Here is a 23,517-nt window from a genome sequence, read left to right on the forward strand (position 1 = left end):
GCCTCCATCGATAGCGGCTTACAGCAGCGTATCACCGGAATCATCGCCCTCGGCGACAGCCGCTTCGGGCTCCTTCTCCTTGGTCGCCGGCACCGCGAGCAGCTGAGCCCGGATCTGCGTCTCGATCTCGGTCATCACCTCGGGATGCTCCTCGAGATACTGGGCGGCGTTGGCCTTGCCCTGGCCGATCTTGCTGCCCTTGTAGCTGTACCAGGCCCCCGCCTTGTCGACCAGGTTGCACTGCACGCCAAGATCGATCACCTCACCGGCATGGTAGATACCCTTGCCATACAGGATCTGGAACTCGGACTGGCGGAACGGCGGCGCCACCTTGTTCTTCACCACCTTGACCCGGGTTTCGTTGCCGGTGACCTCGTCGCCCTGCTTGACCGAGCCGATGCGGCGAATGTCGAGGCGCACGCTGGAGTAGAACTTCAGCGCGTTGCCCCCGGTCGTGGTCTCGGGGCTGCCGAACATCACGCCGATCTTCATGCGAATCTGGTTGATGAACACCACCATGCAGTTGGCATTCTTGATGTTGCCGGTGATCTTGCGCAGTGCCTGGGACATCAGGCGCGCCTGGAGGCCGACGTGGGAATCGCCCATCTCCCCTTCGATCTCCGCCCGCGGCGTCAGCGCCGCCACGGAATCGATGATGATGACGTCGACGCCACCGGAGCGTACCAGCATGTCGCAGATCTCGAGAGCCTGCTCGCCGGTATCGGGCTGGGAGACGAGCAGCTCGTCGAGATCGACTCCCAGTTTTTCGGCGTAGCTCGGGTCGAGGGCGTGCTCGGCATCGACGAAGGCGCAGGTCTTGCCGTCCTTCTGGGCCTGGGCGATCACCGACAGCGTCAGGGTCGTCTTGCCCGAGGACTCCGGACCGAAGATCTCGACCACACGACCATAGGGCAACCCGCCCACACCCAGCGCGATATCCAGGCCCAGAGACCCTGTCGACACCACCGGGATCGCGGTACGCGGGGTGTCGCCCAAGCGCATCACGGTGCCTTTGCCGAATTGACGATCGATCTGCGACAGTGCCGCATTGAGTGCCTTGCTGCGGTTTTCGTCCTGTGCCATGAACGTCTCCTATGGATGCACGAAGTGAGGCGGGGCAGCGCCGATCACGGCGCTCGGCTCACGTACTGTATGGTTAGACAGTAGTATGGCGAAAAAAAGCGCTCTCGCCTATCCCCCGCCGAAGATTTTCAATCCTGCCGTCGCGAAGCGTCGGACGTCGACGACCCTTTCATCGCCGAGGCCCGCCGGGCCGACCTTCCGTCACCGACTCGACCAGCCCCGACAGCGCCACGGCAACCGCCGCCTCCCGGACCTGCCGACGATCGCCCGGCAGGTGATGACGCTCCACCCGCTGATGGTGCTGGTTGCCCCAGGCGAACCACACCGTACCCACGGGCTTGTCCGGGCTGCCCCCTGCCGGGCCGGCGACGCCGCTGACCGAGACACCGAGATCGGCCCCGCTGTCGCGGCAGGCGCCGATGACCATCTCCCTGACGGTCTGCTCGCTGACCGCGCCATGGGTCTCCAAGGTGGCCTGGGACACTCCCAGCAGGCGCCGCTTGGCCGCGTTGGCATAGGTCACGTAACCGGTCTCGAAATAGGCGGAGCTGCCGGCGATCGCCGTGATGGCGCTGGCCACGCCGCCGCCGGTACAGGATTCCGCCGTGGTCAGCCGGATGTCCTGGGCCAGACAGGCCTCCCCCAGGCACCGGGAGAGCGCCTCGCAATCCGATTCGGCATCCTGACGCGGTATCGACGCGTTCGTCATGACAACTTCCTCTCTCAGGGCTCGTCCCACTCGCCGACCTTCACTCTCCGGATAGCAGCGACCGAGCACCAACGGAAAACCGACCGTCATTCAGTATGCGGAGAATCCTGGGTCGTGCAATGGTTGCGGAAGTGCTGTGAGGATGTCTGGTATCGCGAAGGGTCGAGCACGCCCTGACGGGGCAAGGCGACGGCGGGAGGCGGTTCAGTCCGGTTCGCGGGGATCCCGATCCGGGGGGATCATCGCCGGATGACGCGCCGCCAGTTCGGCGACGGCGATCTCCAGCAGCACGACGGCCAGTTCGCTGAGATTCACGTTACGCTTGTTGGCTTCGATAGCCAACAGGCGATACGTGGAATCGCTGAGGTGGTTGAGCACCAACCGGGCCATATGTGAGTCCTCGAGTGCCGATTTCACACACTGTAACGAGTTATCGGCGGGCACTCAGGCTGAAATCACTACACCTGATGCATGATCCCCTCTAAGGCGACCGCCGCGTCGCGCGGTGCCGGACCCGGCCACCGCGTGGTAACCTTGCCCTCATCGCAAAGCAGACGGGGCACAAGGACGACTCGATGCTGGTGAAGGTCCATACGAAAGGGATCGACACCGAGAGCCAGTCCGAGGCCGAGCGCATCTGGATCGAGATGCCGAGACGCGGCGCTTTGACCCCATTGATGCCCCACAGAAAAACGGAGTAACCCTGAAACCCATGCAGGACGCGGCCTCCAGCAAGAGCACCCAGCATACGCCAATGATGGCGCAGTATCTCAAGATCAAGCGCGAGCATCCGGATGTACTGCTCTTCTACCGGATGGGCGATTTCTACGAGCTTTTCTACGACGACGCCAAGCGGGCTTCGCAACTGCTCGACATCACGCTGACGGCCCGTGGCCAGTCGGCCGGCAAGCCGATCCCCATGGCGGGTATTCCCTACCATAGCGTCGAGTCCTACCTGGCGCGCCTGGTCAAGTCCGGTCAGTCGGTGGCCATCTGCGAGCAGATCGGCGATCCGAGCACGGCCAAGGGGCCGGTGGAGCGCCGCGTCGTGCGCATCGTCACACCGGGAACGCTGCTCGACGAAGCGCTGCTCGATGCCAGCCGCGACAACCTGCTGGTCGCCCTCCATCGCACCGGCGAACGCTGGGGCATTGCCTGGCTGGAACTTTCCAGCGGCCGCTTCAGCGTGCTCGAGATCGATGGCGAGGCCGACATGCTGGCCGAGATTCATCGCCTGCAGCCCGCAGAACTGCTGATCGCCGAAAGCCTCGACCTCCCGCCGTCGCTGACGGAGCGGCGCGGCCTGAAACGTCAGAACGACTGGCATTTCGACCTGGAAACGGCCAATCGCCTGCTGTGCGACCAGTTCGAGGTCGCGGATCTCAGGGGCTTCGGCTGCACCCACCTCGAAACCGCGCTGGTCGCCGCCGGAGTGCTGGTCGACTACGCCAGGGACACTCAGCGTTCCCGGTTGCCCCACGTCACCGCGCTGAGCGTCGAGAGCCGTGACGAATCGGTGGTGATCGATGCCGCCAGCCGCCGTAATCTCGAGATCGACATCAACCTCGGCGGCAGCGGCGACAACACCCTGGCCAGCGTGCTCGACACGACCGTCACGCCGATGGGGTCGCGTCTGCTCAAGCGCTGGCTCAATCGGCCACTGCGTGACCGGCATCAGATCGGTGCCCGCCAGGCAGCGGTACAACTGCTGCTCGACGCCGACCAGTACCTGCTGATCCGCGAGCCACTCAAAGAAGTTGGCGATGTCGAGCGGATACTGGCCCGCGTGGCACTGCGCAGCGCCCGGCCCCGGGATCTGGCCCGCCTGCGCGACGCGCTCAACGTGCTGCCGACACTGCAGGCCGACCTCGAGCGTATCGAGGGCGAAAGCGCACTGGACGACCTCGCCCGCCATATCCACCCCTATCCCGAACTGGCCGCCACCCTGACCCAGGCACTGATCGACAACCCGCCGGTGGTGATCCGGGATGGCGGGGTCATCCGCGAAGGGTTCGATGCCGAACTCGACGAGTATCGCGGCCTGGCCGAGCATGCCGGCGACTACCTGGTCCAGCTCGAGCTTCGTGAGCGCGAACGCACCGGCCTGCCCGGCCTCAAGGTCGGCTACAACCGGGTTCACGGCTACTACATCGAGATCCCGCGCGCCCAGGCCCGCGAGGTGCCGGCGGACTACATCCGTCGCCAGACGCTGAAGAACGCCGAGCGCTTCATCATCCCCGAGCTCAAGGAGTTCGAGGACAAGGCGCTGTCGGCCAAGTCGCGTGCGCTGGCGCGGGAGAAGCTGCTCTACGAAAGCCTGATCGATACCCTCAATGCCGAACTCGACGCGCTGCAGGCCACCGGTCGCTCGCTGGGTGCGCTCGACGTGCTCTGCGCCTTTGCCGAACGCGCCCAGAACCTGGAGTTCGTGCGGCCGAGGCTCTCGGAGACACCGGGTTTCCATATCCTCGGCGGCCGCCACCCCGTGGTCGAACATGTCAGCCAGCACCCGTTCGTGCCCAACGACCTGATCCTCGATGACGATCGCCGCATGCTGGTCATCACCGGCCCCAACATGGGCGGCAAGTCGACCTACATGCGTCAGGCGGCGCTGATCGCCCTGCTCGCCCATACCGGCAGTTTCGTTCCGGCGGAGAGTGCCGAGATCGGCCCGGTGGACCGGATCTTTACCCGGATCGGCTCCAGCGACGACCTGGCCGGTGGCCGCTCCACCTTCATGGTGGAGATGACCGAGACCGCCAGCATCCTCCACAACGCCACCGCCGAGAGCCTGGTGCTGATGGACGAGATCGGCCGCGGCACCAGTACCTTCGACGGCCTCTCGCTGGCCTGGGCCAGCGCCGAGCATCTCGCCAGCCAGCGCGCCTTCACCCTGTTCGCCACGCATTACTTCGAAATGACCGCACTGGCCGAACAGCAGGAGACCGTCGCCAACGTGCATCTCACCGCCGCGGAGCATCGCGACGGGATCGTCTTCATGCACCGCGTCGAGGAGGGGCCGGCCAGCCAGAGCTACGGCCTCCAGGTCGCCCAGCTCGCCGGCGTGCCACAGCCGGTGATCGCCCGCGCGCGGGAGAAGCTGGCCAGCCTCGAGCAGCCCCCGGTCGCCCCCGCCGAGCGCGGCGTGGCCGCCCACGCCGCCGCCCCGCAGCAGGCGGACCTGTTCGCCGCGACACCGCATCCGGTGCTCGAAGCACTGGAGTCGCTCGACGTCGACTCGCTGACACCGCGGGCGGCGCTGGATCTGCTCTATGCCTGGCGCGATCAACGCTGAGCGACGAGGAAGCTATAACGCCATTCCTCGATGTTCCACGTGGCGGCTTGCCGGAGCTGGCGCCAGCCGCCTAAAATATGGCGCCATTCGCGCAGCACGCGGCGGCACCGTGAAATCGGTGATTTCAACAACGTCTCATATCCGCCAGCACCGTGACCAAGAGCTGTGACATAGAGCTTTGACTTAGGGCTGTGGCAAAACGCGTCGCCTGGCCGGGCCGTCAATCAGGAGAGAACACCCATGACGTTCGTCGTCACCGAGAACTGCATCAAGTGCAAATACACCGACTGCGTCGAAGTCTGCCCGGTGGACTGTTTCTACGAGGGGCCCAATTTCCTCGTCATTCACCCCGACGAGTGCATCGACTGTGCCCTCTGTGAACCGGAATGCCCCGCCGAAGCGATCTTCTCGGAAGACGAGCTGCCCGAGGGGCAGCGGCAGTTCATCGAGCTCAATGCCGAGCTCGCCGAAGTGTGGCCCAACATCGCCGAGCAGAAGGATCCGCCGGAAGACGCCAAGGAGTGGGATGGCAAGCCCAACAAGATCGAGCTGCTCGAACGCTGATCTGCTATTACGCAAATCGGACACTCACTGCCGAAGAACGCAAGAAGGCCGCTCGATGAGCGGCCTTCTTGCGTTTCAATCGATCAGGCAGACATTACTGCCCTTTTATCGCCTTCAGCCCCGGGTAGGCGGCCTTGTCACCCAGTTCCTGCTCGATCACCAGCAGGCGGTTGTACTTGGCGACACGATCGGAGCGGCACAGCGAGCCGGTCTTGATCTGGCCGGCGGCGGTGCCCACGGCGAGATCGGCGATGGTGGTGTCTTCGGTCTCGCCGCTGCGATGTGAGATCACCGCGGTAAAGCCGGCATCCTGGGCCATCTTGATCGCGTCCAGCGTCTCGGAGAGCGAGCCGATCTGGTTGAACTTGATCAGGATCGAGTTGCCGATCTTCTCGTCGATACCCCGCTTCAATATCCGGGTGTTGGTGACGAAAAGGTCGTCACCGACCAACTGAATCTTGTCACCCAGCTTGTCGGTCAGCGCTTTCCAGCCATCCCAGTCCGATTCGTCCATGCCATCCTCGATGGAGACGATCGGATACTGATTGCAGAGATCGGCCAGGTAGTCGGTGAATCCCGCGGCGTCGTACTGCTTGCCCTCGCCGGCGAGGTCGTAGCTGCCATCCTTGAAGAATTCGCTGGAGGCGCAGTCGAGTGCCAGGGTGACATCCTTGCCAAGGTGGTAACCGGCATCGTCGACCGCTTGCTTGATCACCGCCAGGGCCTCGGCGTTGGAGGAGAGGTTCGGCGCGAAACCGCCCTCGTCGCCCACCGAGGTGGAGAGCCCCTTGGCGGAGAGTACCTTCTTCAGTGCATGGAAGATCTCCGCACCCATGCGCAGCGCCTCGCGGAAGTTGGGCGCGCCCACCGGCTGGACCATGAACTCCTGAATGTCGACGTTGTTGTCGGCATGCTCGCCACCGTTGAGGATATTCATCATCGGTACCGGCATGGTGTAGTGATCCGGCTGGCCGTAGAGTTCGGCGATGTGGGCGTAGAGCGGCACGCCCTTGGCGATCGCCGCCGCCTTGGCCGCGGCCAGCGACACCGCGAGAATCGCGTTGGCCCCCAGGCTGGCCTTGTTGTCGGTACCGTCCAGCGCCAGCATGGCGTCGTCGAGAGCCCGCTGGTCGCTGGCATCCATGCCCATCAAGCGCTCGCGGATCTTGCCATTGACCGCGTCGACGGCCTTCAGCACGCCCTTGCCCAGATAGCGCGACTTGTCGCCGTCACGCAGCTCCAGCGCTTCACGAGAACCGGTGGAAGCGCCGCTGGGCGCACAGGCGCTGCCAGTGATGCCGCCACTCAGCGTGACTTGCGCCTGCACGGTGGGGTTGCCGCGGGAATCGAGCACTTCGAGGGCGCGGATATCAACGATCTCAGCCATGTTACGTCGTCCTGTCGGTTGAAAGCTCTTTCGGTTGATCACTCGGTACGTCGAGCGTGAAGCGCCCGGTTCCCGGCGAGAGGGCCCGGGCGCGGTGATTCCATCATGTTAGCAGTTCCGGAGCTTAGCCAGCGCAGGCATCCCTGGTCCAGTCTCTCCAACGACAGCGGGGGATGAATCGCTTCATCCCCCGCCGGGTCACGCGGTCATTCCTGATGGGCCATGCCGTGCTGGCGCTGGCGCTGGGCCTTGTGCTCCAGCGCCGCATTGACGAAACCGGTGAACAGCGGATGGCCGTCGCGCGGGGTCGAGGTGAACTCGGGGTGGAACTGGCAAGCCACGAACCAGGGATGGTCAGGCAGCTCGATCATCTCGACCAGCGCCTGATCACCGCTCTTGCCGGAGACGACCAGCCCCGCCGCCTCGAGCTGCTCGACGAACTGCTCGTTGACCTCGAACCGGTGGCGGTGGCGTTCGGTGATCGTGTCCAGGCCGTAAACCTCGTGTGCCCTGGAGCCCGGCTTGAGTCGGCACTCCTGGCCGCCGAGGCGCATGGTGCCGCCCAGATCGGAGGCCTCGTCGCGCAGCTCGATCTGCCCTTCGGGGTTGATCCACTCGGTGATCAGGCCGACCACCGGGTGCTGGGTCTCGCGAGTGAATTCGGTGGAGTTGGCATCGGCCCAACCCGCCACGTGACGGGCGAACTCGATCACCGCCACCTGCATGCCGAGGCAGATACCGAGATAGGGGATATCGTTCTCGCGCGCGAAACGGGCGGTCTGGATCTTGCCCTCGACGCCCCGTTCACCGAAGCCGCCCGGCACCAGAATCGCATCTTTCCCGGCCAGGCGCTCGGTACCGTGGCGCTCGATCAGCTCGGAGTCGATGTACTCGACATTGACCTTCACCCGGGTCTGGATGCCGGCGTGGATCAGCGCCTCGTTGAGCGACTTGTAGGCGTCGAGCAGCTCCATGTACTTGCCGACCATGGCGATGTTGATCGTCTTGAGCGGGTTGAGCTTGGCATCGAGGACATGGATCCATTCGGCCAGGTCCGCCTGCGGGGCGTCGAGACGGAACTTGTCGCAGACGATATCGTCGAGACCCTGCTCGTGCAGCATCAGCGGGATGCGATAGATGGTGTCGGCATCCTGCAGCGGGATGACGGCGCGCTCCTCGACATTGGTGAACAGCGCGATCTTGCGCCGCTCGCTCTCCTCCAGCTCGACCTCGCTGCGGCAGATCAGGATATCGGGCTGGATACCGATCGAGCGCAGCTCCTTGACGCTGTGCTGGGTCGGCTTGGTCTTGGTCTCGCCGGCGGTCTTGATGTAGGGCACCAGGGTCAGGTGCATGAACAGGGCACGATTGGCGCCGACTTCGCTACGCAGTTGGCGAATCGACTCCAGGAACGGCAGCGACTCGATATCGCCCACGGTGCCGCCGATCTCCACCAGCGCCACATCGTAGCCTTCCCCCCCCTTGACCACGCGGTGCTTGATCTCGTCGGTGATATGCGGGATCACCTGCACGGTACCGCCGAGATAATCGCCCCGACGCTCCTTGCGCAGCACGTGCTCGTAGACCCGACCGGTGGTGAAGTTGTTGCTCTGGGTCATCTTGGTACGGATGAAGCGCTCGTAGTGCCCCAGATCGAGATCGGTTTCCGCGCCATCCTCGGTGACGAACACCTCGCCATGCTGAAACGGACTCATGGTGCCCGGATCGACGTTGATGTACGGGTCCAGCTTGAGGATGGTGACCTTGAGGCCGCGGGCCTCGAGAATCGCAGCCAGCGAAGCGGACGCAATGCCCTTGCCCAGTGAGGACACAACGCCGCCGGTCACGAAGATATATCGTGTCATGGAAAACCTGTCGAATCGTGGTCGTAAAGCTCGTGAGAAAAGACCCGGGGGAGAAAGTCGGGCCAGGATGGGACGTCAGATTACCAGACTCGTGCGAAAGGCTCAATTTTGGATCGCGCCCTCGTCACGCCCCGGGCCGCATCATTCGGCGACGGCGCGCTGCAGCGACTCCAGCCGCCGGTCCCGGATGCCGAGCGCGTGCAGATCGCCGACCGTGTTGTCGAGGTACTCGCGGCAGGATCCCAGCACGCCGCGGCCGGTACGCAGCAGGTGCACCACCGTCTCGTCGGGCTGCCGACCGATGTAGCGCTCGTGATGCGGGTTGATCACGAAGGCGACTCCCCATATCGGGCCGACGTCCGTCTTCAGCTTGATCCAGCGAGGCCGATAGGCACCGGTCAGCATCTCGCGCCGCCATACCAGCTCCAGTTCGCGCTCGAGGTGATCGCCGGGGACGCGCAGCGCCACGCCATGGCAGGAACCGCCCGGCGCCAGCGCCAGCATCAGCCCGGGGGTCTCGGGAGTGCCGCGGCCGTGATCGAGCTTGAGGCAGAAGTCGCGATGGTAGCCGTAGAGCCGACACGTATGACGCTCGGCGACCTCGACACACGGATTCCAGATCAGCGAGCCATAGGCGAAGAGATACACCCCATCCCGCAACTGGACGCCAGGGGGCGCGGTGGCCAGAATGTGCTGGATCGAGCTGCGCAGCTCCTGGTGGCTCTTCAACGCCACCTCCGGGTAGACATGCTCGAAGTGACGGCGAATCAGGTCCTGCTCCAGCACCTCGCGCGTCATCGCTATCGACTGCGTCGTGGGCGCCTGTTCGTCGGCATGGTTATCGAGGGACTGCGACTCGCTCATTGGGGACTCTATCTCGGACGCGATCGACAAGGGTTGGGGTGGCCCGGGTCGCGCTACGGCTTGGACCCATGTGCCACCCAAGACTAACGTTCAACGGGCCTGAAACGAAGCCCGGATCGGCATCAACCGGCAACGCCCTGCCTGCGCCCGGCGCCACGACGCAGCACGAGATGCAGAAGAATCGCACCGAAGGTGGCCGTCCCGATGCCGTCGAGGGTGAAGCCGCCGAAGTCGATGGAGAAATTGCCGGCACCCAGCACCAGGGTCACCGCCGCCACGATCAGGTTGACGTTATCGCCCAGATCGACACCGTTCTGGATCCAGATACGGGCGCCGGCCACCGCGATCAGCCCGAACACCACGATCGAGGTGCCGGCCAGCACCGGGCCGGGAATGGTCTGGATCAATGCGCCGAAACGTGGCGAGAAACCGAGCAGGATGGCGAAACCGGCGGCGGCGACGAAGATCAGGGTCGAGTAGACCCGGGTCACCGCCATCACCCCGATATTCTCGGCATAGGTGGTCACGCCGGTGCCGCCGGATGCCCCGGAGACCATCGTCGCCAGGCCGTCGCCGACGAAAGCCCGGCCGATATAAGGGTCGAGATCACGTCCGGTCATCGCTCCTACCGCCTTGATGTGGCCGAGGTTCTCCGCCACCAGGATGATCGCGACCGGCGCGATCAGCACGATCGCATGGGGGCTGAACGAGGGCGCCGTGAACGCGGGCATCCCCAACCAATCGGCCGCACCGATCGCCGAGAAATCGATCGGCGCTCCCCAACCCAGACCGTTGGTGACCAGCGCATAGATGGCGTAGGCCGCGGCCAGACCGACCAGAATCAGCAACCGCTGGAGCATGCCACGTGTCAGCACCGCGGCCAGGCCGACACAGAGGATGGTCACCAGCGCCATCGCCGCGTCGAAACTGGATCCCTTCACGCTGGAGACCGCCACCGGCGCCAGATTGAGGCCGATGGTCATCACGATCGCCCCCGTTACCACCGGCGGCAGCAGATACTCGATCCAGCGCGTGCCCAGCGCCATGACCACCACGCCGATGAGGGTGTAGATCGCGCCACAGGCGATGATGCCCCCCAGCGCCAGAGCGATGGAGGGGTTGCCGCCGCTGCCGGCGTAACCGGTGGCGGCGATCACCACGCCGATGAAGGCAAAGCTGGAACCCAGGTAGCTGGGAACCCGCCCGCCGACGATCACGAAGAACAGCAGCGTGCCGATTCCCGACATCAGGATCGCCAGGTTGGGGTCGAAACCCATCAGCAGCGGTGCCAGCACCGTGGAGCCGAACATCGCCACGGCGTGCTGGATGCCCATCAGCAGCGTCTGCGCCGGCGGCAACGCCTCGTCGGGCGCGACCAGGCCTTGGTGACGAGCGGCATCGACGCGCCGCCAGCGGGGAAACCAGGATGACATCGAGTTTGTTCTCCAGAGCAGTACCGGACGGCGCCGGCGGCATTCGAGCACAGGGAAGCGGTGGTAGTCAGCGTGAGCGACGAGCGACGGCCCGACGCGCATTCTAACGGCAGCGCCGATCGGATGCTTCCCGCCATCGCACCTTGGCGTGGAGCGTCGCGGGTGAACTACGCTGAACGCATCGCCCGCGCGGTCGGGCCAAGCCCCCCAACGCCATCGGGAGCGGTGGCGTCCCAACCTCAAGACATGCCAGGGAGTGGATATGCAACGTTACGACTATCTGATCGTCGGCGCCGGCATGGTTGCCGCCAACGCCGTGGAAGGCATTCGCGAGCGTGATGCCGAGGGCACCATCGGTATCCTCGGTGCCGAGCCCAACGGGCCGGTCACCCGCCCTGCGCTCTCGAAGAAACTGTGGACCGACCCCGATTTCGGTTATGACAAGATCTGGATGCAGCCGGAACAGCACGCCGGCACGACGCTTCATACCGATACCCGAGTCACGGCCATCGACCGCCAGCAGCGGACGGTGACGACGTCCAGCGGCGATACCTTCGGCTACGGCCGGCTGTTGCTGGCCACCGGTGGCGCCCCCGTGACGATCGATCTGCCGTCAAGCGAGCACGTGCGCTATTTCCGCACCGTCGAGGACTACGACTGCCTGCGGCGGCTGGCCGATCAGGGCCTGCACGTCGCCGTTGTCGGCGGCAGCTATATCGGCACGGAACTGGCCGCGGCGCTGGTCCAGAACGGCTGTCGGGTCACCTTGATCCACCCCGAGGACGTGCTGGGCGGCGCGATGTTCCCGCCCGGCGTCGCCGATCGCTTGCACCGGGCCTACCTCGACGCAGGCGTCACTCTCCTGGGCGGACGCAAGGTCACCGGCGGGCGCGAAGAGGATGGCAGCGTCACCCTTGCGCTGGACGACGGCGCCAGCCTGGAGGCGGACGCGGCCATCTTCGGGCTAGGCGTCGAGCCCTGCGTGGCGCTGGCCGAGGAGGCAGGCCTCGAGACCGACGGCGGGATTCTCGTCGACGCCCGCCTGACCACTGCGGACGAGGCCATCTTCGCCGCCGGCGACGTCGCGACCTATCCGGATCGGATCCTCGGCCGCTGGCATGCCGAACACGTCGACAACGCCAATCAGATGGGCCAGACCGTCGGGCGGATCATGGCGGGCAGCGACGAGACCTACGATCACACGCCCTACTTCTACTCCAACGTCTTCGACTTTGCCTGGAAAGCGGTGGGCCACATGGACAGCTCGCTGGACATCGTCGAGGACGCCAATCCCGACTCCGGCCGGGGGGTCTATTACTACCTGGAGGACGGCAAGGTGGCCGGCGTACTGCTGCTCAATCTGGACGCCGATCGACTCGACGAGGCGCGAGAGGTCCTCGCGGACTCCTCGCCGCAGCGCGTCGAGACGCTGGTCGGCCGTATCGCCATGGACTGATACGGGCCGGCGCGACGGTCAGCGGAGCGGCGCCTCAGCCGCGCGTCGGCAAGCGGGAAGTCAGGATGTTGGAGCGGCGCTCGATCTCTTCGAGCATGCCGACACACTCGTCCGACATCCCGCTGTCGTTGAGCTTGGCCAGCGAAAACAGCGCGTTCAACTGGCCGCTCACCAGAATGGCCTGGTCGCCGCCGTCCTGATCCAGCACGTGATCTTCCAGCACGCGCAGGTGGGTATTCGCCTGGTCGAGGATATTACGTTCGAGCCTGATCATGGTTTGGCCTTCCAAAGTCTGCGATTCATGTTGGGCGCGCCACTGTAAAGGCTGGCTCCCCTTTATACCACCGCCGGGGATGAGCGCTTTTCTCGCTCGAGTCGTCGAGGCGCATGATTGGCGCCGGCCCAGGCTATCAACGACAGACGCCAACGCTGGCACCGAGGCCAGCGCTGGCGTCCTTCGCGACTCATGACGAACCGGTGCCCGAGCGCGCTAAGCGCCCGGCCGGCCTCACACCTTGAGGTAGTCGAGAATCCCCTCCGCCGCCTGGCGCCCTTCGTAGACCGCCGTCACCACCAGGTCGGAGCCCCGCACCATATCGCCACCGGCGAACACACGCTCGTTGCTGGTCTGGTAGGCGAAGCGCTCCATCTGCGCCGGGATTTCCGGCGCCAGCACCCGGCCGCGCTCGTCGATCTCGATCTGATGCGTCTCGAACCACTCGATCTCGCTGGGCTGGAAGCCGAACGCGATGACCACCGCGTCGCAGGCCAGGATCTCCTCTGAGCCCGGGACCACTTCCGCGCTGCGTCGCCCCTTGTCGTCCGGCTCGCCCATGCGGGTGCGCACCAGCTTGACGCCCTCGACCTTGCCCTCGCCGACGATCGCCACCGGCTGGCGGTTGAACAGGAACTCGACCCCCTCCTCGCGGGCGTTGGCCACCTCGCGCTTGGAGCCCGGCATGTTCTCCTCGTCCCGGCGATAGGCACAGGTCACGCTGGCCGCGCCCTGACGAATCGAGGTGCGGTTGCAATCCATCGCGGTATCGCCACCGCCAAGCACGACGACCCGCCTGCCCTGCATCGAGACGTAGTCGGCCGGATTCTTCTCGAAACCCATGTGGTGATTGGCATTGGCGATCAGGAAGTCGAGCGCCTTGTAGACGCCATCCATCTCCTCGCCCGGGAAGCCGCCGACCATGTACTTGTAGGTGCCCATGCCGAGGAAGACCGCGTCGAACTCGGCGTCGAGCTGCTCGAAGGTGATGTCCCGGCCGATCTCGGTATTGAGCCGGAACTCGACGCCCATCTCCTCGAACACCGCGCGACGGCGCTCCATCACGTGCTTCTCGAGCTTGAACTCGGGGATGCCGAAGGTCAGCAGCCCGCCGATCTCCGGATAGCGGTCGAACACCACCGGTTTCACGCCGTTGCGGACCAGGACATCGGCACAGCCCAGGCCCGCCGGGCCGGCCCCGACGATCGCCACGCGCTTGTCGGTCATGACCACGTTGGACATGTCCGGACGCCAGCCCATGGCGAACGCGGTGTCGGTGATGTACTTCTCCACCGAACCGATGGTGACGGCACCAAAGCCGTCGTTCAGCGTGCAGTCGCCCTCGCACAGCCGATCCTGCGGACAGACCCGACCGCACACCTCCGGCAGCGAGTTGGTGCGGTGGGACATCTCCGCCGCTTCCAGGATATTGCCCTCGCTGACCAGCTTGAGCCAGTTGGGAATGTAGTTGTGAACCGGGCACTTCCACTCGCAGTACGGGTTGCCGCAGTGCAGGCAGCGGTGCGCCTGGCTGGCCGCCTCGCTGGGCTTGTACGGCTCGTAGATCTCGGCGAACTCCTTCGCCCGGCTGCGTGCATCCTTCTTCTGCGGATCGCGCCGCCCCACATCGATAAATTGAAAGTCGTTGCTCAAACGGTTTGCCATGTTCCCTCTCCTCACTGGGCCGACGACGCTCTCGGATTCCGGCGGATGCCCGTGCCCCGGGGGTGAATCCCGGGGCACTGGGGCCGTCGCCGCCTCTTACTCAGGCTGCCGCCTGGATTGGGCCAGCAAACCGTTGAGACTTGCGGCCTTGGGCTTCACCAGCCAGAAATGGCGGATGAAGTCGGAGAAATCCTCGAGAATCGCGTGCCCCCGTGGCGAGTCGGTCTCTTCCACGTATTCGGTAATCACTTCGCGCAGGTGGCGACGGTAGGCTTCCATCGATTCGGTGTTGATCCGATGGATCTCCACCAGCTCATGGTTGTAGCGATCGACGAAACCGCGATCCTCGTCGAGCACGTAGGCGAAACCGCCGGTCATGCCCGCCCCGAAGTTGATCCCGGTCTTGCCGAGCACACAGACCAGACCGCCGGTCATGTATTCGCAGCAGTGGTCGCCGGCGCCCTCGATCACGGCGTGGGTGCCGGAGTTGCGCACACCGAAGCGCTCGCCGGCCATGCCGGCGGCGAACAGCTTGCCGTCGGTGGCGCCGTAGAGGCAGGTATTGCCGATGATCGCCGTCTCGTGGCTCTTGAAGCGGCTGGCCCTGGGCGGCACGATCACCACCTTGCCGCCGTTCATGCCCTTGCCGACGTAGTCGTTGGCATCGCCTTCCAGATACAGGTTCAGCCCGCGCGCGTTCCACACCCCGAAACTCTGCCCGGCGACGCCGGTGAAGCGCGCCGTGATCGGGGCATCTTCCAGCCCCGCCTCGCCGTAGCGCTTGGCGATCTCGCCGGAGACCCGTGCCGCCACCGAGCGATCGCAGTTGGTGATCTTGAACGTGAACTCGCCCCCGGACTTCGATTCGATCGCCGGCAGCAGCGCCTCGAACACCTCCTGATTCTTGGTGCCGGGATCATGCGGCACGTTGCGGCTGACCTGACAGAACTGCGGCGCCTCCTTGGGCACGAAGTCGTTGGCCAGCAGCGGGCTCAGATCCAGCTTGCGTTGCGCCGCCGTTTCGCCCTCCAGCATCTCGAGCAGGTCGGTGCGCCCGATCAGGTCGGTCAACTGGCGCACACCCAGCAGCGCCATCAGTTCCCGCACTTCCTCGGCGATGAAGCGGAAGTAGTGCTTGACCATGTCGACGGTGCCGCGGAAATGCTCATCGCGCAGCTCCTGATGCTGGGTGGCGACGCCGGTGGCGCAGTTGTTGAGGTGGCAGATCTTCAGGTACTTGCAGCCCAGCGCCACCATCGGCGCGGTGCCGAAGCCGAAACTCTCCGCCCCCAGGATCGCCGCCTTGACCACGTCGAGGCCGGTCTTGAGGCCACCGTCGGTCTGCAGCCGGATCTTGTCGCGCAGGCCGTTGATGCGCAGCGCCTGGTGCACCTCGGGCAGCCCCAGCTCCCACGGGCTGCCAGCGTGGCGGATCGAGGTGATCGGGCTCGCCGCGGTGCCGCCGTCGTAGCCGGAGACGGTGATCAGATCGGCATAGGCCTTGGCCACCCCGGTGGCGATGGTGCCGATGCCCGGCTCGGAGACCAGCTTGACCGAGACCTGCGCGCTCGGGTTGACCTGCTTGAGGTCGAAGATCAACTGGGCCAGATCCTCGATCGAGTAGATGTCGTGGTGCGGCGGTGGCGAGATCAGGGTCACGCCGGGCACGGCGTAGCGCAGCCGCGCGATCATCTCGTTGACCTTGCCGCCCGGCAGCTGGCCGCCCTCGCCCGGCTTGGCGCCCTGGGCCACCTTGATCTGCAGCACCTCGGCGTTGACCAGGTAGGCTGGGGTGACGCCGAAGCGCCCGGAGGCGATCTGCTTGATCTTGGAGGAGCGGATGGTGCCGTAGCGGGCCGGGTCCTCGCCGCCCTCGCCGGAGTTGGAGCGCCCGCCGGTCTCGTTCATCGCCTGGGCCAGCGCTTCGTGGGCCTCCGGCGACAGCGCCCCCAGCGACATGCCGGCGCTGTCGAAGCGCAGCAGCAGACTCTCGACGGGCTCGATCTCTTCCAACGGCAACGGCTCGGGGGCCGGCTTGAGCTTCAGCAGGTCGCGGATGGTGGTCACCGGACGCTCGTTGACCAGCCGTGCGAACGCTTTCCACTTGGCGTAATCGCCCTGCTGGACCGCCTGCTGCAGCATCATCACCACGTCGGGATTGTAGGCGTGGTACTCGTGGCCATGGACGAACTTGACCAGCCCGCCCTGGCGGATGCCCTTGCGCGGAATCCAGGCATCGCGTGCGGCCAGTTCCTGCTGCATCTGCAGCTCGCTGAAGCCGGTCCCCTCGATGCGCGACATCATGCCGTCGAAGCACATCTGCATCACCTCCGACCCCAGACCGACGGCTTCGAACAGCTGCGAGCCCCGGTAGGAGGAGATCTGCGAGATACCCATCTTCGACAGAATCTTGTAAAGCCCCTTCTGCATGCCCTTGCGGTAGTTCTCGCGGGCGTCCGCCGGATTGCCGACCAGCTCGCCGGTGCGGTGCATGTCCGCCATCACCTGATAAGCCAGGTACGGATAGACCGCGGTGGCACCGACGCCGAAGAACACCGCCATCTGATGGGCGTCACGGGCATAGCCGGTCTCGACAACGATGTTGACACGAGGACGCAGCGCCAGCTTGGCCAGATGATGATGGACCGCGCCGGTGGCCAGCAGCGCCTGGATCGGCTGCTTGCCCTTTTCCAGCTCGGCATCCGACAGCACCAGGATCACCTTGCCATCGCGGGTCGCCTGCTCCGCCTGCTGGCAGAGCGCCATCAGCGCCTGGCGCAGCGAGGTGGTCTCCGGATCGTAGTGCAACGGCAGCCGCACCGAGGCGAACGCCGGATCCTCCTGGGTCACCAGCGCGGTGAACTTGCGCGGTGACAGCACCGGGGTGGTCAGGATCAGCCGGTGGGCATGCTCGGGAGTGGCCTCGAACACGTTCAGCTCGGCCCCGCAGCAGGTCTCCAACGACATCACGATCGCTTCCCGCAGCGGATCGATGGGCGGATTGGTGACCTGGGCGAACTTCTGGCGGAAGAAATCGGTGAGCAGTCGGTTCTGCCGCGACAGCACCGCCATCGGCGTGTCGTCGCCCATCGAGCCCACGGCTTCCTGGCCACTTTCGGCCAGCGGCCTAAGCAGTTGATCGCGCTCCTCGAACGTCACCGAGAACATCTTCTGATAGACGTTGAGCTCCTCGGTCTCGAACGGCTGGAAGCGCGCCAGCTCGGTCAGGGCCGACTCGAGATAGTGGGCGTGCTCCTTGAGCCAGCGCCGATAGGGATAGGCGGACTTGAGTCGCTGATCGATATCGTCGGTATGCAGCACCTCGCCGGTCTCGGTATCGACGGCGAGAATCTGACCCGGCCCGACGCGACCCTTGGCCACCACCGATTCAGGGGAGTAGTTCCACACCCCGATCTCGGAGGAGAGGGTGATATAGCCGTTGTCGGTGATCACCCAGCGTGCCGGACGCAGGCCGTTGCGGTCGAGCATGCAGACGGCGTGGCGGCCGTCGGTCATCACGATGCCGGCGGGGCCGTCCCACGCTTCCATGTGCATGGAGTTGTATTCGTAGAAGGCGCGCAGGTCGCCATCCATGGTTTCGACGTTCTGCCAAGCCGGCGGCACCATCATGCGCACCGCGTTGTAGAGATCCATGCCGCCGGTCAGCAGCACCTCGAGCATGTTGTCCATGCTCGACGAGTCGGAGCCGGTGGTGTTGACGATCTCGTCGAGGCCGTCGATGTCCGGCAGCAGTTCGCTGACGAAGTTGGCCTTGCGCGCGTTGGCCCAGCCGCGGTTGGCCTCGATGGTGTTGATCTCGCCGTTGTGCGCCATGAAGCGGAACGGCTGCGCCAGCGGCCAGCGCGGCGCCGTATTGGTCGAGAAGCGCTGGTGAAAGACACAGACCGCGGTCTCGAGACGCTCGTCACCCAAATCCTGGTAAAAGGTGGGAAGATCCGCGGGCATCATCAGGCCCTTGTAGGAGACCACCTTGGACGACAGCGAGCAGACGTAGAACTCCTCTTCCTGGCGCAGCTTCTGCTCGGCCAGGCGCCGCGCCATGAACAGTTCGACGTTGAACGCCGCGTCGGACTGGGAGACCTCCCCCTCGACGAAGACCTGACGAATGCGCGGCAGGCACTCGAGCGCCATCGGCCCGCACACGCTCGGATCGGTAGGCACGTCACGCCACCCCTTGACGCTCAGGCCCCGCTCGGCGAGTTCGCCTTCCAGCGTCTCGCGGGCACTTTGCTCGCGAGCATCGTCATCGGGGAAGAACACCATGCCGACCGCGAAGCGCTCGCCCAGGGTGACGCCCAGTTGATCCTCGGCCAGCGCGCGCATGAAGCTCATCGGCATTTTCAGCAGCAGGCCGCAGCCATCGCCGGTCTTGCCATCCGCCGCGATGCCGCCACGGTGGGTCATGCAGGTCAGTGACTCGATCGCCGTCTTGAGCAGATCGTGACTGGCCTGCCCCTCCATATGAGCAATCAGGCCGAAACCGCAGTTGTCGCGGAATTCGCCAGGCTGGTGAAGACCTCTCATCATGGGCGTGCCTCACAAAGCTGTTCGGAATACAGGGTATTGTATTCGGTCCGGTATAAAGAGATAATTAACGGTTTTCTTATTTTTCCGACTGGATCGCCAGCGGTGCCATAGCCCGATTTTCGTCTCGAGCCGCCGACAGTTCAGAGGCCGACGGGGCGCAAAAAGGCCGGACAGAATAGCCAGTCAGCCTCTTCAGCGCAATTCGAGCGCCGGGCTTTCTCGTTGCAAATACATTTAAAATCGAAGACTTAGCGAAAGACCCAACCAAAATACACTGCTAGCACAAAGGCTTAGACTTCGACATAGACCAAAGTCTAATGCCTTGCGCGTAATGGCCCGGATCGTCGTGAGACCCAGGCGCGACACCCATACCGATACGGCATGAAGCATACCAATTATATCGACAACGTTCGGAAAGAACAGCTGTCGACACCTTGATTGTGGCCAGGCGAGCTCCACGACTGGTCACCCTGCAAGACCATGGCGAGGCTCTACCGGAGCAGCGTCAATTTTCGAAGCGGTTTCTGCGAACGGCACGGGCCGGCGACCGGCGCCGCCGGGACAGCGCCGCCGCGGGGAAGGAGGATAGGATGGAACCGGTGAAGAGAGATGTCGGCGCCGTAGCGCATCAGCCTCGTGGAAAGCGTTCCAGCAGTCGCTGGAGCAGCTCGGCCTCGGTATCGTCCCGGATCACGGCGCGCCCCAGCGCCTCGAGCAGAATCAGCCGCAACCGGCTGTCGAGGTTCTTCTTGTCGAGGCGCATGCGAGAGAGAAAATCCCCGGCCTGCATGTTGGCCGGAGCCGTGACCGGGAGATCCGCCGCGATCAGAATCGCCGCGACGCGCTCGACATCGGCCTCGCTCAGCCAGCCGCGGTCGGCGGATAGTCGGGCCGCCATCATCATGCCGGCGCCCACCGCTTCACCGTGCAGCCAGTTGCCGTAGCCCTGGTGCGCTTCGATGGCGTGACCGAAGGTATGCCCCAGGTTGAGCAGCGCCCGCACGCCCTGCTCGGTCTCGTCCTCGGCGACGACTTCCGCCTTGATCTCGCAGCTGCGACGAATGGCGTGGCGGATGGCGGCCTCATCGAGCGCCCGGAGTGCGGCCAGGTTCTCCTCCAGCCACTCGAGGAAGGAGAGGTCCCAGATCAGGCCGTACTTGATCACCTCCGCCAACCCTGCGGACAGCTCCCGGGCCGGCAGCGTTCGCAAGGTGTCGGTGTCGACGATCACCGCCCGAGGCTGCCAGAACGCGCCGATCATGTTCTTGCCACGCGGGTGATTGACCCCCGTCTTGCCGCCCACGGAGGAGTCGACCTGGGCCAGCAGCGTGGTGGGAATCTGGATGAACGCGACACCGCGCTGATAGCTGGCGGCTGCATACCCCGCCATGTCGCCGATGACGCCGCCACCCAACGCGATCAGCGTGCAGCGGCGATTGAAGCCGGCAGCCAGCAGGGCGTCCCAGATCCGCTCGACCGATGCCAGCGTCTTGGTCGCCTCACCATCGGGCAAAATGACTTCCCGGATCTCGAGATCGGCGCCGGCCAGCGTCTGCTTGAGCGCCGCCAGGTAATGCGGGGCGATCACCTCGTTGGTCACGATCATCACCTGGCGGCCCGCCAGATACGGCAGCAGATGCTCCCGACTCGCCAGAACGCCCGCGCCGACGTGAATCGGATAGCTGCGCTCGCCCAGGGACACGCTCAGCGATTCCACCGAAAGCGAAGAGACTGACGACATGGGGATTACCTTTGGTGAGAGAGTGGCGACGAGTCACCGAGCGGCTCGGCGAGACGGGAGACACGGCGCAGGATATCACCGACCACGCTTCTGGGACCGCGGCGATCCGTCCGCACGATCACATCCGCCGTGGCCCGATAGAGCGGGTCGCGGATCGCGAACAGATCCCTCAGCACCTGCTCCGGGTTGGCATTCTGCAGCAGCGGCCGGTTGCGATCCCGCGAGGTGCGTCGAATCTGCTGCTCGACGGTGGTGGCCAGGTAGATCACCGTACCCCGCTCCCGCAGCAGCTGTCGATTGACTTCACGCATGATCGCACCGCCACCCGTCGCCATCACGACTTCGCTGCGCTGGGTGAGTTCGTCGAGCATGGCCGTCTCTCGATCACGAAACCCCTGCTCGCCCTCGACGTCGAAAATCCATGGGATGTTCGCCCCGCATCGACCCTCTATCTGATGGTCGCTATCCAGGAATTCGCGCTGCAATTCGGCCGCCAGAAGGCGGCCGATTGTGCTCTTGCCGGCCCCCATGGGACCGATGAGAAAAAGATTGGGAAGCGACCGCATCAGCGAATGGCCAGTCCGTCCTCGATGATCTTGGGCGTGATGAATACCAGCAATTCTACCTTCTCGTTGCTTTCCTGGGTATAGCGGAAGAGATTGCCCAGTACGGGAATGTCGCCCAGGAATGGGGTCTTGAACAGCGTACGCAGCTGCTCGGAGGTCAGAATCCCGCCAAGCACCACGGTCTCGCCGTTGTCGACCAGTACCTGGGTCTGTATCTCGTTGGTATCGATCGCCGGCGCGCCATCGAATCGCGTATCGGAAATATCGTCGTTGTTGATGCGCAGATCCATGATGATGCGATCGTCGGGCGTGATCTGCGGCGTCACCTCGAGCGACAGCACCGCCTCCTTGAATTCGGTGGTCGTCGCGCCGCTGGAGGAGGCCTCCTGATACGGCACCTCCTGCCCCTGCTTGATCACCGCGGTGCGCTGGTTGGCGGTAATCACCTTGGGCTGGGAGATGGTCTGGCTCTTGCCCTCGCTCTCCAGGGCACGCAACTCGAGGTCGATCAACACGTCCCCGGAGAGATAGCCGAAACTGAAGGCGCTGGCCGGATTGGTCGCATTGCCCAGATCGACCGCCAATCCGCCGCCATAAGGAGCGGGGTCATCCGAGGTCGTCGGCACCGTCGAAGGATTGCCGTCGGCCGCCCCGCTCAGATCGAAGCGACGGCCCCTTGGCGAGGAAAGCCCCCAGTTGACGCCCAGCTCGTGGGTCGCACTATCCCTCGCGATCACGATGCGAGCCTCGATCTGCACCTGGCGCACCGGGACATCGAGGTGGTCGATGGTCCGTCGGATCGCGTCCAACTGATCGCGCGTATCCTGCAGGATCAGCGTATTGGTGCGCGGATCGACGGTGACCCGGCCACGCTCCGACATCATCCCCACCCCCTCCCCGCCGCGCAGCAGCGCGGCGAGAGAGTCGGCCTTGGCATAGCGAATCTGCACGAACTCCGTGCTCAGCGGCGCCAGCTGCTCGGACTGCTCGCGGGTTTCCAGCGTCTGACGCTGCAGGCTCGCCAGCTCGCCGGTGGGCGCCACCATCATCACGTTGCCTTCGCGCCGGGCCGACAGGCCGTGGTTGCGCAGCACGAGGTCGAGCGCCTGATCCCAAGGCACGTCGGTGAGATTGAGGGTCACGTTCCCCTGCACGCCGTCGCTGGCCACGACGTTGAGCCCGGACTCCTCGGCAATGATCGACAGCACGTCACGAACCGGGATGTCCTGAAAATTTAGCGTGATGCGGTGCCCGGTGTAACTGGGTCGATCCTCCGGCTCGGGACGCTCGATCGTTCCCATGGCCGCCAGATCGATCGTCAGGCGACGCCCGTTCTGCGTCACCAGCGGCTCCACGGCACTGGACGCGGAGATGTCGAAGGTCACCCCGCCCGCGCTGCGCCGCGGCACGATACGCTGGACGCGGGTGCCGAAGTCCGCGACATCGAGCGTCTGATACTGTTCATCGGGCAGGGTGACACCCGGCAACGTGACCGAAACCTGCCGCCCCTGGCCGCTGACCTCGGCGGCGACCCCGGCACGATCGAGTTCCAGTTGCAGCTGCCCCTCGCCCCCTGTGCCGCGACGAAAATCGATCGCGGTGACGCGGGGCTCCGCCGACACCCTCTCCGGGGCGTCGACACTTTCGGCGGACGAGGCCGCTGTTGGTGATACGCCGGAGTCGACACCCAGGTGAACGACGACCCGGTTCGACATTCGCTCGATCCGATAGCCGGTCGTCGACTCCAGCTCGAACACCAGGCGCGTGCGCGCCCCGGCCTCCAGCACCCTGACACCGCTGACTCCTGCGCTGTCGATGGCGAAGCTCGGCTGGGACAGACCGCTCCGGGTCTGCAGCAGATCCAGCGCCAGCCGGGGCGGAGAGTCCGTGCGATAACCGCGAACCTCCGGAACGCCACCGACGAAGTCGAGGCCCACGTCCAGGCGGCCCGAGCCCTGGTCGGTGAATGTCATCGCGGTCAGGGTGGAGGCCGCCGAGGCGGGGAGCGCCACCGCCCACAGAATCAGCGTCGCGATCAAAGCGGCGAAATGCCGTCGAAGAGTCATG

16 protein-coding genes are annotated in these 23,517 nt (G+C 64.9%); 3 read left to right on the forward strand and 13 right to left on the reverse strand.

What is annotated here, in order from left to right; all coding sequences use genetic code 11:
* Positions 1-18: 18 nt before the first annotated feature.
* The 3 genes from recA to DOM45_RS07170 form a co-directional block, all read right to left on the reverse strand.
* Positions 19-1,083 carry a recombinase RecA gene (recA, locus tag DOM45_RS07160; RefSeq protein ID WP_110598902.1) on the reverse strand — a complete coding sequence of 355 codons (1,065 nt, stop codon included), beginning with the start codon at positions 1,081-1,083 and terminating at the stop codon, positions 19-21.
* Between the two features lie 169 nt (positions 1,084-1,252).
* On the reverse strand, positions 1,253-1,792 hold the full coding sequence (locus DOM45_RS07165) for a CinA family protein (RefSeq protein WP_110598904.1): 540 nt from the start codon (positions 1,790-1,792) through the stop codon (positions 1,253-1,255).
* Positions 1,793-1,996: 204 nt separating this feature from the next.
* Entirely contained in the window at positions 1,997-2,182 is a 186-nt protein-coding gene (locus DOM45_RS07170; RefSeq protein ID WP_110598906.1) for a hypothetical protein, read from the reverse strand.
* A 322-nt stretch (positions 2,183-2,504) separates the two neighbouring features.
* Between DOM45_RS07170 and mutS the strand changes: the two genes are divergently transcribed.
* Together mutS and fdxA are read left to right on the forward strand one after the other, a co-directional pair.
* A complete protein-coding gene (gene mutS / locus DOM45_RS07175; protein ID WP_110598908.1) occupies positions 2,505-5,087 on the forward strand; it encodes a DNA mismatch repair protein MutS in 2,583 nt (860 codons plus the stop codon).
* A gap of 240 nt (positions 5,088-5,327) precedes the next feature.
* The gene (gene fdxA, locus DOM45_RS07180; RefSeq protein ID WP_110598910.1) at positions 5,328-5,651 is read left to right on the forward strand and encodes a ferredoxin FdxA; all 324 of its coding nucleotides are present in this window, start codon (positions 5,328-5,330) and stop codon (positions 5,649-5,651) included.
* 94 nt (positions 5,652-5,745) lie between these two features.
* On the opposite strand, the gene eno is transcribed toward fdxA, so the two are convergent.
* The 4 genes from eno to DOM45_RS07200 form a co-directional block, all read right to left on the reverse strand.
* Positions 5,746-7,038 (reverse strand): phosphopyruvate hydratase, encoded by a 1,293-nt coding sequence (eno, locus tag DOM45_RS07185; protein WP_110598912.1) that lies wholly within the window; start codon positions 7,036-7,038, stop codon positions 5,746-5,748.
* 206 nt (positions 7,039-7,244) lie between these two features.
* A complete protein-coding gene (locus DOM45_RS07190; RefSeq protein ID WP_110598914.1) occupies positions 7,245-8,903 on the reverse strand; it encodes a CTP synthase in 1,659 nt (552 codons plus the stop codon).
* A 141-nt stretch (positions 8,904-9,044) separates the two neighbouring features.
* The gene (locus DOM45_RS07195) at positions 9,045-9,767 is read right to left on the reverse strand and encodes a gamma-glutamylcyclotransferase (protein ID WP_110598916.1); all 723 of its coding nucleotides are present in this window, start codon (positions 9,765-9,767) and stop codon (positions 9,045-9,047) included.
* Between the two features lie 122 nt (positions 9,768-9,889).
* Entirely contained in the window at positions 9,890-11,200 is a 1,311-nt protein-coding gene (locus tag DOM45_RS07200; RefSeq protein WP_110598918.1) for a solute carrier family 23 protein, read from the reverse strand.
* Positions 11,201-11,462: 262 nt separating this feature from the next.
* Here DOM45_RS07200 and DOM45_RS07205 point away from each other — a divergent pair, with 262 nt between their 5' ends.
* The gene (locus DOM45_RS07205; RefSeq protein WP_110598920.1) at positions 11,463-12,656 is read left to right on the forward strand and encodes an NAD(P)/FAD-dependent oxidoreductase; all 1,194 of its coding nucleotides are present in this window, start codon (positions 11,463-11,465) and stop codon (positions 12,654-12,656) included.
* Positions 12,657-12,690: 34 nt separating this feature from the next.
* Here the strand turns inward: DOM45_RS07205 and DOM45_RS07210 are convergent, their stop codons facing one another.
* From DOM45_RS07210 to DOM45_RS07235, 6 genes are all read right to left on the reverse strand, one after another.
* Positions 12,691-12,930, reverse strand: coding sequence for a hypothetical protein (locus DOM45_RS07210; RefSeq protein WP_110598922.1), 240 nt, complete (start codon positions 12,928-12,930; stop codon positions 12,691-12,693).
* Between the two features lie 234 nt (positions 12,931-13,164).
* Positions 13,165-14,595 carry an FAD-dependent oxidoreductase gene (locus DOM45_RS07215; RefSeq protein ID WP_110598924.1) on the reverse strand — a complete coding sequence of 477 codons (1,431 nt, stop codon included), beginning with the start codon at positions 14,593-14,595 and terminating at the stop codon, positions 13,165-13,167.
* A gap of 96 nt (positions 14,596-14,691) precedes the next feature.
* On the reverse strand, positions 14,692-19,143 hold the full coding sequence (gene gltB / locus DOM45_RS07220) for a glutamate synthase large subunit (RefSeq protein WP_110598926.1): 4,452 nt from the start codon (positions 19,141-19,143) through the stop codon (positions 14,692-14,694).
* Between the two features lie 628 nt (positions 19,144-19,771).
* A complete protein-coding gene (gene aroB / locus DOM45_RS07225; protein WP_110598927.1) occupies positions 19,772-20,884 on the reverse strand; it encodes a 3-dehydroquinate synthase in 1,113 nt (370 codons plus the stop codon).
* A 5-nt stretch (positions 20,885-20,889) separates the two neighbouring features.
* On the reverse strand, positions 20,890-21,450 hold the full coding sequence (gene aroK / locus DOM45_RS07230; protein WP_110598929.1) for a shikimate kinase AroK: 561 nt from the start codon (positions 21,448-21,450) through the stop codon (positions 20,890-20,892).
* Entirely contained in the window at positions 21,450-23,516 is a 2,067-nt protein-coding gene (locus DOM45_RS07235) for a type IV pilus secretin PilQ (RefSeq protein ID WP_110598931.1), read from the reverse strand. Before DOM45_RS07235 ends, aroK begins: the two co-directional genes overlap by 1 nt.
* Between the last annotated feature and the right edge of the window lies 1 nt (position 23,517).

Source organism: Salinicola lusitanus (assembly GCF_003206045.1).
GTDB lineage: Bacteria > Pseudomonadota > Gammaproteobacteria > Pseudomonadales > Halomonadaceae > Salinicola > Salinicola lusitanus.

Coding starts and splice junctions, on each gene's coding strand:
- DOM45_RS07235 (WP_110598931.1), bottom strand. CDS start 23,516: ATGACTCTTCGACGGCATTTCGCCGCTTTGATCGCGACGCTGATTCTG.
- aroB (WP_110598927.1), bottom strand. CDS start 20,884: ATGTCGTCAGTCTCTTCGCTTTCGGTGGAATCGCTGAGCGTGTCCCTG.
- aroK (WP_110598929.1), bottom strand. CDS start 21,450: ATGCGGTCGCTTCCCAATCTTTTTCTCATCGGTCCCATGGGGGCCGGC.
- gltB (WP_110598926.1), bottom strand. CDS start 19,143: ATGATGAGAGGTCTTCACCAGCCTGGCGAATTCCGCGACAACTGCGGT.
- DOM45_RS07165 (WP_110598904.1), bottom strand. CDS start 1,792: ATGACGAACGCGTCGATACCGCGTCAGGATGCCGAATCGGATTGCGAG.
- DOM45_RS07210 (WP_110598922.1), bottom strand. CDS start 12,930: ATGATCAGGCTCGAACGTAATATCCTCGACCAGGCGAATACCCACCTG.
- DOM45_RS07215 (WP_110598924.1), bottom strand. CDS start 14,595: ATGGCAAACCGTTTGAGCAACGACTTTCAATTTATCGATGTGGGGCGG.
- recA (WP_110598902.1), bottom strand. CDS start 1,083: ATGGCACAGGACGAAAACCGCAGCAAGGCACTCAATGCGGCACTGTCG.
- DOM45_RS07170 (WP_110598906.1), bottom strand. CDS start 2,182: ATGGCCCGGTTGGTGCTCAACCACCTCAGCGATTCCACGTATCGCCTG.
- DOM45_RS07190 (WP_110598914.1), bottom strand. CDS start 8,903: ATGACACGATATATCTTCGTGACCGGCGGCGTTGTGTCCTCACTGGGC.
- eno (WP_110598912.1), bottom strand. CDS start 7,038: ATGGCTGAGATCGTTGATATCCGCGCCCTCGAAGTGCTCGATTCCCGC.
- DOM45_RS07205 (WP_110598920.1), top strand. CDS start 11,463: ATGCAACGTTACGACTATCTGATCGTCGGCGCCGGCATGGTTGCCGCC.
- mutS (WP_110598908.1), top strand. CDS start 2,505: ATGCAGGACGCGGCCTCCAGCAAGAGCACCCAGCATACGCCAATGATG.
- fdxA (WP_110598910.1), top strand. CDS start 5,328: ATGACGTTCGTCGTCACCGAGAACTGCATCAAGTGCAAATACACCGAC.
- DOM45_RS07195 (WP_110598916.1), bottom strand. CDS start 9,767: ATGAGCGAGTCGCAGTCCCTCGATAACCATGCCGACGAACAGGCGCCC.
- DOM45_RS07200 (WP_110598918.1), bottom strand. CDS start 11,200: ATGTCATCCTGGTTTCCCCGCTGGCGGCGCGTCGATGCCGCTCGTCAC.